The organism is Bacillus sp. N13C7, assembly GCF_026790065.1.
GTDB lineage: Bacteria > Bacillota > Bacilli > Bacillales > Bacillaceae > Bacillus.
Genome location: NZ_JALAMO010000007.1, coordinates 95,558 through 107,628, shown reverse-complemented (window position 1 = coordinate 107,628; position 12,071 = coordinate 95,558). Strand labels below are relative to the sequence as shown.

Annotated in this window: 12 protein-coding genes and 1 pseudogene; 1 reads left to right on the top strand and 12 read right to left on the bottom strand. The window is 44.8% G+C overall.

The genetic code is table 11. The annotated features are described in order from the left end of the window. Positions 1-44: 44 nt before the first annotated feature. From malS to spo0F, 11 genes and pseudogenes are all read right to left on the bottom strand, one after another. A complete protein-coding gene (gene malS / locus MOB98_RS08700; protein ID WP_268359989.1) occupies positions 45-1,742 on the bottom strand; it encodes an oxaloacetate-decarboxylating malate dehydrogenase in 1,698 nt (565 codons plus the stop codon). Between the two features lie 273 nt (positions 1,743-2,015). Next, positions 2,016-2,618 (bottom strand): thymidine kinase, encoded by a 603-nt coding sequence (locus MOB98_RS08695; RefSeq protein ID WP_268359988.1) that lies wholly within the window; start codon positions 2,616-2,618, stop codon positions 2,016-2,018. An 86-nt stretch (positions 2,619-2,704) separates the two neighbouring features. Continuing rightward, positions 2,705-2,905, bottom strand: coding sequence for a 50S ribosomal protein L31 (rpmE, locus tag MOB98_RS08690; protein ID WP_003151132.1), 201 nt, complete (start codon positions 2,903-2,905; stop codon positions 2,705-2,707). A 118-nt stretch (positions 2,906-3,023) separates the two neighbouring features. Then, the gene (rho, locus tag MOB98_RS08685; protein WP_003221939.1) at positions 3,024-4,307 is read right to left on the bottom strand and encodes a transcription termination factor Rho; all 1,284 of its coding nucleotides are present in this window, start codon (positions 4,305-4,307) and stop codon (positions 3,024-3,026) included. Between the two features lie 30 nt (positions 4,308-4,337). After that, positions 4,338-4,500 (bottom strand): annotated as a pseudogene (locus tag MOB98_RS08680) (hypothetical protein). Positions 4,501-4,712: 212 nt separating this feature from the next. After that, positions 4,713-5,678 (bottom strand): class II fructose-bisphosphatase, encoded by a 966-nt coding sequence (gene glpX, locus MOB98_RS08675; protein ID WP_268359987.1) that lies wholly within the window; start codon positions 5,676-5,678, stop codon positions 4,713-4,715. A gap of 30 nt (positions 5,679-5,708) precedes the next feature. Next, positions 5,709-6,998 (bottom strand): UDP-N-acetylglucosamine 1-carboxyvinyltransferase, encoded by a 1,290-nt coding sequence (locus MOB98_RS08670; protein WP_268359986.1) that lies wholly within the window; start codon positions 6,996-6,998, stop codon positions 5,709-5,711. 211 nt (positions 6,999-7,209) lie between these two features. Then, positions 7,210-7,383 carry a hypothetical protein gene (locus tag MOB98_RS08665; RefSeq protein WP_268359985.1) on the bottom strand — a complete coding sequence of 58 codons (174 nt, stop codon included), beginning with the start codon at positions 7,381-7,383 and terminating at the stop codon, positions 7,210-7,212. Further along, positions 7,383-8,021, bottom strand: a complete 639-nt coding sequence (gene fsa / locus MOB98_RS08660; protein ID WP_268359984.1) for a fructose-6-phosphate aldolase — start codon at positions 8,019-8,021, stop codon at positions 7,383-7,385. Before fsa ends, MOB98_RS08665 begins: the two co-directional genes overlap by 1 nt. A 118-nt stretch (positions 8,022-8,139) precedes the next feature. Continuing rightward, the gene (locus tag MOB98_RS08655; protein ID WP_268359983.1) at positions 8,140-8,997 is read right to left on the bottom strand and encodes a class II fructose-bisphosphate aldolase; all 858 of its coding nucleotides are present in this window, start codon (positions 8,995-8,997) and stop codon (positions 8,140-8,142) included. Between the two features lie 179 nt (positions 8,998-9,176). Continuing rightward, entirely contained in the window at positions 9,177-9,551 is a 375-nt protein-coding gene (gene spo0F, locus MOB98_RS08650) for a sporulation initiation phosphotransferase Spo0F (protein ID WP_003227621.1), read from the bottom strand. Positions 9,552-9,716: 165 nt separating this feature from the next. Here spo0F and MOB98_RS08645 point away from each other — a divergent pair, with 165 nt between their 5' ends. Next, on the top strand, positions 9,717-10,238 hold the full coding sequence (locus MOB98_RS08645) for a DUF2529 domain-containing protein (RefSeq protein ID WP_268359982.1): 522 nt from the start codon (positions 9,717-9,719) through the stop codon (positions 10,236-10,238). 81 nt (positions 10,239-10,319) lie between these two features. Here MOB98_RS08645 and pyrG read toward each other — a convergent pair whose 3' ends face one another. Then, a complete protein-coding gene (pyrG, locus tag MOB98_RS08640; RefSeq protein WP_268359981.1) occupies positions 10,320-11,927 on the bottom strand; it encodes a glutamine hydrolyzing CTP synthase in 1,608 nt (535 codons plus the stop codon). Between the last annotated feature and the right edge of the window lie 144 nt (positions 11,928-12,071).

Genomic DNA, 12,071 nt, shown 5'->3' with positions numbered 1-12,071 from the left:
GCTTTACAAAAAGCTTTCCCTCGGACGAAAAATTTACTCGCTAATTATTTCGCGATGACTTTTTTGTATTCCGGTGTCCACATTGCATCAAGAACAGCTTGTTTCACATCTTCAGGCTGACGATTTGCCACGCCGTCTTTAATTGCCGCTTCAGCAACAGCAATCGCAACTTGAATAGATACTTCTTGAAGCTTATCGATGCTTGGAAGCAATCCTGCTCCAGGTGTTTCAAGATCAACCATTTCTGCAATCGCATCAGCAGTTGCAGCAAACATTGCAGGCGTAATGATACGCGCTTCAGCTACAATTGAACCAAGTCCTAGACCAGGGAACGCGAATGCGTTGTTAGATTGTCCAATTTCATAAGAAACACCGTTGTATTCTACATTGTCAAATGGGCTTCCTGTTGCAATAAGCACTTTTCCGTCAGTCCATTTGAATAGATCTTCAGGCACTGCTTCAGCAAGGTGAGTCGGATTAGACATCGGCATGATAACCGGACGGTCTACGTGAGATGCCATCTCTTTCACAATTTCCTCTGTGAACGCACCTGAAACTCCTGAAGTACCAATTAAGATGGTTGGTTTCGCTTGGCGAACCACTTCATCGAATGGAATTTGGCCTTTTTCATCGCGTTTCCAGTCTTTCACTTCATCTGCAGTGCGAAGGTAAGGTTTTTGGAAATCAAGGATGCCTTCGATTTCCTCAGTCAGCAAGCCTCTGTAATCAAGTGTGTAAAAGCGTTTGTTAGCTTCCTCTTCAGATAATCCAGCAAGCACCATTGTGTCACGGATTTGGTCAGCAATACCGATACCGGCAGAACCAGCACCGAAGATAACAACACGCTGATCTTTAATAGAAGCGCCAGTTTTCTTCATCGCCGCAAGCACACCAGCAAGAGTGATTGCTCCTGTACCTTGGATATCATCATTAAATGTAAGAATTTCATGGTTGTATTTTTTCATGATATTGCGTGCATTTTTGTTGCCAAGGTCTTCCCAGTGAAGAAGCGCTTTAGGGAAGAATTTCAATGCCGCTTTGACATAAGCGTCAATGAAAGCTTCATAGCGTTCACCTTGAACACGTTCATGCTTATTACCGATATATAAAGGATCATTTAGAAGTTTTTCGTTGTTCGTACCGACATCAAGCACAACCGGGATAACACGGCTAGGGTCAATACCAGCTGCAGCAGTGTACACAGCCAATTTACCGATAGCGATATTAATACCGCCTACACCCCAGTCACCGATACCGAGAATACTTTCAGAGTCAGTAGCAACGATAAGATCGATATCGCCTGCTGTCGCATGAAGGTTTTCAAACGCTTTTTCAATACCGTCAATGTTGTCAATTGACAAGTAGATCCCTTGAGGTCTTCTATATTCATGGCTGTATTCCTGAATCGCTTCACCAACTGTTGGTGTGTACACAACAGGAAGCATTTCGCGAAGATGGTTTTGCAGCAATTTATAGAAAAGAACTTCGTTACGGTTTGCAAGATCACTTAAGTAAACATTTTGGCGAAGGCGGTCAGGCTGCGCTTGGAATTGCTCGTAAGCGCGTTGTGCTTGTTGATCAAGAGAAAGTACAGTTGGCGGCAAAAGTCCTTCTAAGCCGAGTTCTTGTCTTTCTTCTACTGAAAAAGCAACGCCTTTATTCAAAGTAGGAATAGATAAAACTTCTTTTCCTCTAAGAGTTGTCTCTAAGTGGCCTTCTTCTGTTTTTTTTATGTTATTCAAGCAAATCTCCTTCTTTCTCGAAATAGTTAACCAAGTTAAGTAATAACCCATCTAAAAAATAACCGATCATGATCTTTATGCGACTTTGTGACAATTATTCGAACAATGTCTCAAAACTATTTACATTACGTTAGCTATTTTATGCCTGTAAAAATCAAAATTCAAGAGAAGAAAATTACTTAATTTTTTAATACACTTAATTAAATTTTTTAATTGATTATTATCAGAATATAAAAAAAACACCGCTGTTTTCAGCAGGTGCTTTCTATCTTTCTACCCATGTTTTGGGTTATTTTTATTTTTTCCTGGGACTTCATGATGATGTCTGCATCTCGCTTCATACGATTCGGATGCGCCCACCAAAATGACCGGATCATCGTAAGAAGCAGGTTTACCGTCAATCAGGCGCTGTGTTCTGCTTGCCGGTGATCCGCAGACGGAACAGACGGCTTGCAGCTTCGTCACATTCTCCGCAATCGCCATAATGTCCGGGACGACGCCGAAAGGCTCTCCTCTAAAATCCATATCAAGACCCGCTGCAATCACACGGTAGCCTTTATCGGCTAGAGATGATAACACCTCAACAATTTCCCGGTCAAAAAACTGAACTTCATCAACCGCAATCACATCCGTACTTTCACTGATATGATCCCAAATGTCCGCAGCAGAAGAAATGGCATAACTCGTCATAGATGTTCCATTATGGGAGACAACAGCATCTTCGCTGTATCGATTATCAATCACAGGCTTAAATACCCTGACTTCCTGCTTGGCATAAGTCGCTCTCTTCACTCTTCTGATCAGCTCTTCAGATTTCCCCGAGAACATGCTGCCGCAAATCAGCTCAAGCCAACCGCTTTGTTTCATTATGTACATAGGCTCTGCTCCCCTCTCTGCCAGCTGTGTTTTAGACAATATAAAAAACAGGCAAGACTGCTTCTTGCCTGTTGAAAAATCTATTATTACTTAAGACCGTATTTTTTGTTAAAGCGATCAACACGACCATCAGCAGAAGCGAATTTTTGACGGCCAGTGTAGAATGGGTGGCACTCAGAGCAAATCTCAACGCGTACCTCTTCTTTTACTGAGCCTGTTTCAAATTCATTTCCGCAAGCGCATTTAACTGTTGCTTTTTTGAAATTAGGATGAATTCCTGCTTTCATTGTATCCATCTCCTTCCGCCCTGAATCCCGTGTGGAAACAGAGTTATTATTTCGGAGCATTGTCCGAAACGCATATGAGAAAATTATATCAGTGATTTACTTCTTTTGCAAATACAATTTATCTTCTAGCAGATGATAGATTTGCCTGTTTCCATTCCTGATTGAGAATATCGAAAAATTCCTGGTTTGTTTTGGTTTTTTTCATTTTTCTCATGAATTTTTCTGCGAAATCAGGTGAATCAGACATCGTTTTGCGGATCGACCATAAACGATCAAGATGCTCTTTAGGCACAAGCAGCTCTTCCTTGCGCGTTCCTGAACGGCGGATATCGATGGCCGGGAAGATGCGGCGCTCTGCCAGAGAGCGGTCAAGGTGAAGCTCCATGTTGCCTGTTCCCTTGAATTCTTCATAAATAACGTCATCCATACGTGAGCCTGTATCCACAAGAGCCGTAGCAAGGATGGTTAAGCTGCCGCCCTCTTCGATATTTCTCGCAGCTCCGAAGAAGCGTTTTGGACGGTGGAAAGCGGCTGGGTCAATCCCTCCGGAAAGCGTTCTTCCGCTTGGCGGAATCACTAAGTTGTAGGCGCGGGCAAGGCGAGTGATGCTGTCCATCAGGATGATGACGTCTTTTTTATGTTCCACGAGACGCATCGCGCGCTCAAGCACAAGCTCGGCCACTTTGATATGGTTTTCCGGCACTTCATCAAACGTTGAGCTGACGACATCCCCAGCTACAGAGCGCTCGATATCGGTTACTTCCTCCGGCCTTTCGTCGATCAGAAGCACAATGAGCTCTGCTTCAGGCTGATTCGCTGTAATGCTGTTGGCAATTTCCTTCAGAAGCATCGTTTTACCGGCTTTCGGCGGCGCAACAATCAATCCGCGCTGTCCAAATCCGACCGGCGCCATCATATCCATAATTCTAGTAGACAGGAAGTTCGGCTTTGTTTCAAGCACCATTTGACGATCTGGATAAAGTGGCGTAAGAGCCGGGAAATGCACACGCTCTTTTGCTGATTCGGGATCATCTCCGTTTACCGCTTCAACGTGCAAAAGTCCATAGTAACGTTCATTTTCTTTTGGCGGGCGAACCTTGCCGGATACTTTGTCTCCGTTCCGCAAATCGAAACGGCGGATTTGTGAAGCTGAGATGTAAATGTCTTCTGAGCTTGGAGAGTAGTTGATCGGTCTCAGAAAGCCGAAACCTTCAGACTGGATGATCTCAAGAACGCCTTCCATAAACAGCAGATCTTCCTGTTCTGCATTCGCTTTCAGAATGGCGAAAATGAGTTCTTTTTTTGTCAGTTTACTGTAGTAGGAGATTTTATAATGTCTTGCAAGTTCATAAAGCTCTTTCAATTTCATATTTTCCAAAGAGGAAATAGATACGTCTTTCATAAAAACACCACGCTTTTCATAGTCAATATCTTACTCTGCACATGTAATCTGCTGCTTTTGCACAACATCCGCCAAAGCACATTCTTTTTTTTAACATAAAGGAACTTCTATCGGTAACACTTCCACCCATGATCGGCGCTTTTGTTAAAAGGATTGTCTTAATGAGTTTTGAAGGAAGCGAGGACAAAAACATGAGAAGATCAATACTTATATCGTCTGTATGCGGTAGAATTGAAACTTTCCTAGTGCTTAAAAGAAGGAATTACGCAGTAAAATTCGCAGCACTCTTTATTTTTACCTTATTTCAAAAAATTATTCAACTGAAATAAGGTTTTGACACGGAATTGATAGAGTTGACTCTTTTCTGCAAAAGAAAAGCGGGCTCACACCCGCGTCTTCTGTTTGTTATGGACGGATTACAAGATTAGGTTTCTTTTTCAAGCTGTGTCTGCCGTCAACAAAGCGGACAGTTCCTGATTTTGCACGGATAACCAGGCTTTCGGTTGTGCCGACAGAGCCTTTGAATTGAACGCCCTTTAACAGCTCGCCGTCAGTTACCCCGGTAGCTGCAAAAATCGCGTCATCACCCTTCACAAGGTCCTCCATACGAAGAACTTTGCTTAAATCAAGGCCCATTTTGTTGCAGCGTGTGATTTCTTCTTCGCTTTGCGGAACGAGTTTACCGATAATTTCTCCGCCAAGCGCTTTTAACGCAACAGCAGAAAGCACACCCTCAGGAGCTCCGCCTGATCCGAACAGAATGTCAACGCCCGTGTGGTCGAAAGCCGTGTTGATGGCGCCTGCGACATCGCCATCGTTGATCAATTTGATCCTGGCGCCGGCCTCACGAAGCTCGGAAATAATGTTAGCGTGTCTTTCACGATTTAAGATGGTGGCAACAACGTCCTCAACATCTTTGTTTTTCGCTTTCGCCACCGCTTTAAGGTTATCAATGACAGGTGCTTCAATGTCAATGCAGCCCACCGCTTCCGGACCGACTGCGATTTTTTGCATATACATGTCAGGAGCGTTCAGAAGCGTGCCGTGGTCTGCGACCGCGATAACGGTCAGTGCGTTCCAGCCGCCGCTTGCTAAGATGTTTGTGCCCTCAAGAGGGTCAACTGCGACATCAACGCGCGGGCCATACCCGTTTCCGAGTTTTTCGCCAATATACAGCATCGGTGCTTCGTCCATTTCGCCTTCACCGATCACAACGGTCCCTTTCATCGGAACTGTATCAAAAACGTCTCTCATTGCACTTGTTGCCGCTTCATCAGCCTCATCTTTTTTCCCCCGGCCCATCCATCTTGCAGATGCCAATGCCGCGGCTTCGGTCACACGTACCAATTCCATAGATAAACTTCTTTCCATTTCAACACGATCTCCTCTCACAAGAAACCATTATGAATTTTGAAGCTGTTCTATCTCTTCGTCAGTCATTCTTTCACGCCAGATTGTCGCTCCAAGCCCCTCAAGCTTCTTCTCAAGGCTGCTGTATCCGCGGTCAATATGCTCCAGTCCCGTAATTTCCGTGACGCCGTCAGCCATCAGGCCGGCTACGACCAGACAGGCTCCGGCACGCAGGTCGCTCGCCTTCACTTTTGCGCCCTGAAGCTCGACAGGACCTGTGATGATGGCAGATCTGCCTTCTACTTTCATATTCGCACCCATCCGTCTCAGCTCGTCAATGTGTTTGAACCTTGCCGAGTAGATGGTATCTGTTACGACGCTTGTCCCTTTTGCTCTTGTCAAAAGCGCCGTCATCGGCTGCTGCAAATCAGTCGGAAAGCCCGGGTATACAAGGGTTTTGACGTCAACCGGCTTTAAGTGCTTCTGCCCGCCGACAATGAGAAGCTGGTCGTTGCTAGTTTCGATGTGATAGCCCATTTCTCTCAGCTTTGCCGTTAACGACTCAAGATGAGTGGGGATCACATTATCGATAATGACCTCCTTGCCCATTGCAGCCCCTGCAATCATAAATGTCCCGGCCTCAATTCTGTCGGGAATGATCGTATGCTTGCAGCCGTGCAGTTCCTTCACGCCGTCGATTCGGATCACATTGGTTCCCGCACCTTTGATTTTGGCGCCCATGCTGGTAAGCAGTGTCGCCACATCAATGATCTCAGGCTCCTTGGCAGCGTTTTCGATAATCGTTTTCCCTTCGGCTAAAACAGCGGCAAGCATAATGTTAATGGTTGCCCCTACACTCACGACATCTAAATAAATGCGTGCGCCTCTCAGCTTTTCAGCACGCAAATAAATGGCGCCCTGTTCATTGGTCACCTCAGCGCCGAGCGCTTCAAAGCCTTTGATATGCTGGTCAATCGGACGGGGGCCCAGGTGGCAGCCGCCGGGCAATCCGATGACGGCCTGCTTAAAGCGGCCGAGCATCGCCCCCATTAAATAATACGACGCGCGAAGCTTTTTTACTTTCCCGTTAGGAAGCGGCATGCTGATCATCGACGTGGGGTCAACAACCATTTCCCCATTCTCAAAATGCACGTTGCCGCCGATTTCCTTTAACAGGTCACGCAGCGTTTCAATATCTGAAATCTCTGGAAGCCCTTCAATTGTCACCTCGGAATTTGCCAAAATGGTTGCAGGTATTAATGCAACAGCACTGTTTTTAGCGCCGCTGATATGTACTGTACCGTTTAACGAGTCACCGCCGGCAATATTCAACTTTTCCATGATAGTCTCCTTCCATAAGAAGATAGCTGCGGAGCTAAATAAAATGTCATTTTATTCTGTCTCTGCAAATAAAGCTCATGTCCAAAATCTAGCCAATTCGAAGAGAAAGAATACAACACATTGTAAAATATCAGGAAGAAAATAGCGAAGCTTTGCGGGGCACAGGTTTCGAAAGTTACAGAGAGACCCGCCGGTTCGAGAGACATCGTCGTCATCCGGCAAAAGCAGTACGCAAACCCTTCATTCCGATATCAGCTTCTGCAGCCCAATGATTCCTTCTCTGTAAAGCGGCGTCAGCAATCAGCATCTGAAGGTCCGCTGTATCAGGACGGTGAAAAACAAAGGCTGCGGCAAACAGGCATAAGCTGTTTGCCGCCCTTTGCATTATTTATTCCAGTCTGCCAGGAATTGTTCGATTCCTTTGTCTGTTAATGGGTGCTTCGTGAGCGCATGAATGACTTTCAGCGGCATTGTGCCGATATGAGCCCCTCTTAGAGCTGCTTCTGTCACGTGCTGCGGATGGCGGATTGACGCCGCAATGATTTGCGTATCAAGGCCGTGAATGTCAAAAATCTGCTTGACTTCTGAAATCAGGTCAAGTCCGTTGTGGCCGATGTCATCTAAACGTCCCAGGAATGGAGATACATACGTTGCCCCTGCTCTGGCAGCAAGAAGCGCCTGGTTAGCATTGAAGATCAATGTAACGTTTGTTTTGATGCCTAATTCAGTAAGTGCGCTTACCGCTTTTAAACCGTCAGACGTCATCGGAATTTTTACCGTAATGTTCGGAGCGATTTTTGCCAGTTCTTTTCCTTCCTCGATCATTTCCTCAGCTTTCAAAGAAATAACCTCTGCACTTACAGAGCCTTTCACAACGTCTGTGATCTCGCGAAGACGGTCGTGGAATGATACGTTAGCTTCTTTTGCTACTAAACTAGGATTCGTCGTTACGCCGGCGAGAATTCCTAATTCATTCGCTTCTTTAATTTCATCGATATTGGCTGTATCAATAAAGAATAACATTTTCAAAAAGCCTCCTTGAGTCAGAAATTTTCTGAACTGTGAATATGATTGCGCTTTCTAAAGATAGACGGAAAACCGCCTGTCAAGCTGTCAGGCGGCTATAAAAGTTCCAATTGAATTAAGCTTGGTTTGAAGAACCAAATTCACGCATTTTACCGATAACTGTTTCTTTGATCGCTTCACGAGCAGGTCCAAGGTATTTACGAGGATCGTACTCGTTAGGCTTAGCTGCCAATGTTTCGCGAACAGCTTTTGCAGAAGAAATTTGGTTTTCAGTATTCACGTTGATTTTAGCTGTACCAAGTGAAATTGCTTTTTTGATGTCAGCAGTCGGAATTCCAGTACCGCCGTGAAGAACTAATGGAAGACCAGTTGTTTTGCCGATCTCTTCCATTTCTTTGAAACCAAGGTTTGGTTCGCCTTTGTAAGGGCCGTGAACAGAACCTAGTGCAGGTGCAAGGCAGTCGATGCCAGTGCGCTCAACAAGCTCTTGGCACTCTTTAGGGTCAGCGTAGATTACGCCTTCAGCGATAACGTCATCTTCTTGTCCGCCGACTGTTCCAAGCTCAGCTTCTACAGATACTCCGTGGAAATGAGCTAGCTCAACAACTTTTGAAGTTGTTGCAACGTTTTCTTCAAATGGATGGTGAGAAGCGTCGATCATTACAGATGTGAAACCTGCATGAATCGCTTTCGCACAAGATTCAAAGCTTGAACCGTGGTCTAAGTGAATCGCAACAGGAACTGTCACTTTGTACTCTTCCATAAGTGCTTTTACCATAGCAACGACTGTTTTGAAGCCGCCCATGTAGCGTCCCGCACCTTCGGAAACACCAAGGATCACTGGAGATTTTTCTTCTTCAGCTGCTTGTAAAATCGCTTGAGTAAACTCAAGGTTGTTTAAGTTAAATTGTCCTACAGCGTACCCTTTTTCTTTAGCTGTATTCAACATTTCCGTCATAGAAACTAAAGGCATGTCGAATGTCCTCCTTATGTAGCCTGATTGTCTTCTAGCGAAAAAAGCTTTCCACCCTAGCATGACCCATATATTGCTGTCATATGTAAATACCAGATCGCTTTTTCTCCATAACTAGAATACCAACTTTTCGACAAATCGGCAACACAATGACATGATTCATTTGTTTCTTCTTTTTGTCAGTTAGACTTCAGGGGCAGATATTTTTTGACGGCGTCTCTGATTTCGTCGATGTCAAATGGCTTCGCAAAATGCGTCAGAGCGCCCAATTCCTTTGATTCCTGGATCATGTCGAGCTCTCCGTATGCCGTCATGATGATCACCCGGATGTTTTCATCAATGACCTTCATCCGTTTTAGAATTTCAATTCCGTCCATGCCGGGAATTTTCATGTCCAGAAGCACAAGGTCGGGCCGTTCTTTTGTCACGATGTCAAGCGCCTGCAGGCCGTTTGCAGCCTGAAATGTCTGGTAGCCTTCTTTATTGAACACTTCGTTAAGCAAAATACGTATGCCGTATTGATCATCAACGATTAAAATTTTTTCATTCATCATTTTACACCCCAATATTATGATTTTCGTCAAAAGTAAGCAGTAGTGTATGTATTCTGTTTGATTTTATTATTTCCTTTAATTATAATAGTCTACTTTACGACATTTTCTGAGCATTTTCTCTTTTGTTGTATACTGATATTGTACGTTATAAAGGAGGATTCACTTATGTTGAAAATATTTACGACGCAGTTAACAGGTATTTTTTCCCGCATTCAGGATAAGGAATCTGACGCGATTGAAGATGGGGCACGGCTGCTTGCTCAAGCGGTGATCAGCGGGCATTCCATTTATTTATACGGAGCAAATGAGCTTCAGGGCGTCTATTATGAGGCAACCGAAAGCAGCGAACCATTCCCATCTGTCAAAGTCTTTCCAAAGAGCGCTGAGGAAGTGACAGAAAGCGACAGGGTGCTGATGTTTTGCTCAGGGACGGGCACAGCCGAAGAGCAGGCGCTCGCAAAAGAGCTTTATGAAAAAGGCGCGGGAGTCGTATGCGTATCGCCGGCAGCCAAAGACAGTGCGGGAATTGAACAGTATTGCGATGTGCATATTGATTCTAAATTAAAAATGCCGCTCGTTCCCGATGAAGACGGCACCCGTTACGGATTTCCCTCTTTAATGACAGCACTGTATGTCTACCATGCATTGTCGTTTACATTAAAAGAAATTCTGCAAGAGTATGCATAATATCTTATTGTACATGCTGTATCTAGCCGGAAACAAATAAAAAAGACTTGCCCGCTTTTGACAAACGGCAAGTCTTTTTTATTACTTCTGATTTGCAGCTTCGACAGACGCACCGATAAAGCCTTTGAATAGAGGCTGAGGTCTTGTCGGTCTTGATTTGAACTCTGGGTGGAACTGAGAAGCCACGAACCAAGGGTGGTCTTTCAGCTCGATGATTTCAACAAGGCGTCCATCAGGGCTTGTGCCTGAGAATACGAAGCCTTTTTCTTCCATTTGCTGTCTGAATTCGTTGTTGAACTCATAGCGGTGGCGGTGACGCTCGTACACCACTTCATCCTGATACACTTCAAAAGCTTTTGTGCCTTCTTCAAGCTTACAAGGATAAAGGCCGAGACGAAGCGTTCCGCCAAGATCTTCAACATCCTTCTGTTCAGGAAGAAGGTCGATGATCGGGTACTGTGTTGACGGATCAATTTCCGCTGAGTGAGCGCCTTTTAAGCCCAATACGTTTCGTGCGTATTCAATAGACGCAACCTGCATGCCCAAGCAAATGCCCAAGAATGGAATGTTGTTTTCGCGCGCGTATTTTGTTGCGACGATTTTGCCTTCAACACCGCGGTCTCCGAATCCGCCCGGCACGATGATGCCGTCCGTTCCGCTCGTGAGCTCTTCGATGTTGCTTTCTGTCACTTCTTCCGCGTTGATCCATTTCACTTTTACATCCGTGTCAAACGCATAGCCCGCATGGCGGAGAGACTCGACAACAGAGATGTATGCGTCAGGAAGCTCAACGTATTTCCCGACTAGGCCGATCGTGATCGTTTGAGACAGGTTGCTGACTTTATTCACCAGCTCTTTCCACTCGGACATTTCCGCCTCTTTGCACTCCAATTTCATGTGCTCGCAAACAAGCTTATCAAGCCCTTGTTTTTGAAGCTCAAGCGGAATGGAGTATAGGTTGTCCGCATCTTCACACTCGATAACCGCTTTTGTATCGATGTCGCAGAATAGCGCGATTTTATCTTTCATATCTTGAGAAATCGGCATTTCTGTACGAACGACGATAATGTTTGGCTGAATGCCCAAGCTGCGCAATTCTTTTACGCTGTGCTGTGTCGGTTTTGTTTTCAATTCGCCCGCAGCTTTAATGTAAGGTACAAGCGTACAGTGGATGTACATTACGTTTTCACGGCCTATATCGCTCTTCATTTGACGGATCGCCTCAAGGAATGGCAGTGATTCGATATCTCCGACAGTACCGCCGATTTCTGTAATGACAACATCTGCATTTGTTTCTTTTCCCGCGCGGTAAACACGGTCTTTCAGTTCGTTTGTGATATGCGGGATGACCTGTACAGTTCCGCCAAGGTAGTCTCCACGTCGTTCTTTTTTAAGAACTGTTGAATAAATTTTACCTGTTGTCACGTTGCTGAATTTATTCAAATTGATGTCGATAAAACGCTCATAGTGACCGAGGTCCAAGTCTGTTTCAGCGCCGTCATCCGTTACGAATACTTCACCGTGCTGGTACGGGCTCATTGTTCCCGGGTCAACGTTGATGTATGGATCGAATTTTTGAATCGTCACGTTCATTCCGCGGTTTTTCAGCAAACGTCCTAATGAAGCTGCTACAATACCCTTTCCAAGTGAGGATACAACTCCCCCAGTTACAAAAATATATTTCGTCATTTCGTTTGCTCCTCTCTTCGCTCTTAGCTACATTTTTAAAATGTACTATTTTATAAAAAATCATTTAGCCTTTTAAATGATTTATAAGAAAAATGAGGGGTGAAAATAAGAAAGCTCCCTTTCAATTTCTTGAAAGGGAGCATA

Bases quoted from the DNA above. Each gene is read 5' to 3' on its own strand.
- MOB98_RS08695 (WP_268359988.1), bottom strand. From the start codon at position 2,618: ATGTACATAATGAAACAAAGCGGTTGGCTTGAGCTGATTTGCGGCAGC.
- rpmE (WP_003151132.1), bottom strand. From the start codon at position 2,905: ATGAAAGCAGGAATTCATCCTAATTTCAAAAAAGCAACAGTTAAATGC.
- rho (WP_003221939.1), bottom strand. From the start codon at position 4,307: ATGAAAGACGTATCTATTTCCTCTTTGGAAAATATGAAATTGAAAGAG.
- glpX (WP_268359987.1), bottom strand. From the start codon at position 5,678: ATGGAAAGAAGTTTATCTATGGAATTGGTACGTGTGACCGAAGCCGCG.
- MOB98_RS08670 (WP_268359986.1), bottom strand. From the start codon at position 6,998: ATGGAAAAGTTGAATATTGCCGGCGGTGACTCGTTAAACGGTACAGTA.
- MOB98_RS08665 (WP_268359985.1), bottom strand. From the start codon at position 7,383: ATGCAAAGGGCGGCAAACAGCTTATGCCTGTTTGCCGCAGCCTTTGTT.
- fsa (WP_268359984.1), bottom strand. From the start codon at position 8,021: ATGTTATTCTTTATTGATACAGCCAATATCGATGAAATTAAAGAAGCG.
- MOB98_RS08655 (WP_268359983.1), bottom strand. From the start codon at position 8,997: ATGCCTTTAGTTTCTATGACGGAAATGTTGAATACAGCTAAAGAAAAA.
- spo0F (WP_003227621.1), bottom strand. From the start codon at position 9,551: ATGATGAATGAAAAAATTTTAATCGTTGATGATCAATACGGCATACGT.
- MOB98_RS08645 (WP_268359982.1), top strand. From the start codon at position 9,717: ATGTTGAAAATATTTACGACGCAGTTAACAGGTATTTTTTCCCGCATT.
- pyrG (WP_268359981.1), bottom strand. From the start codon at position 11,927: ATGACGAAATATATTTTTGTAACTGGGGGAGTTGTATCCTCACTTGGA.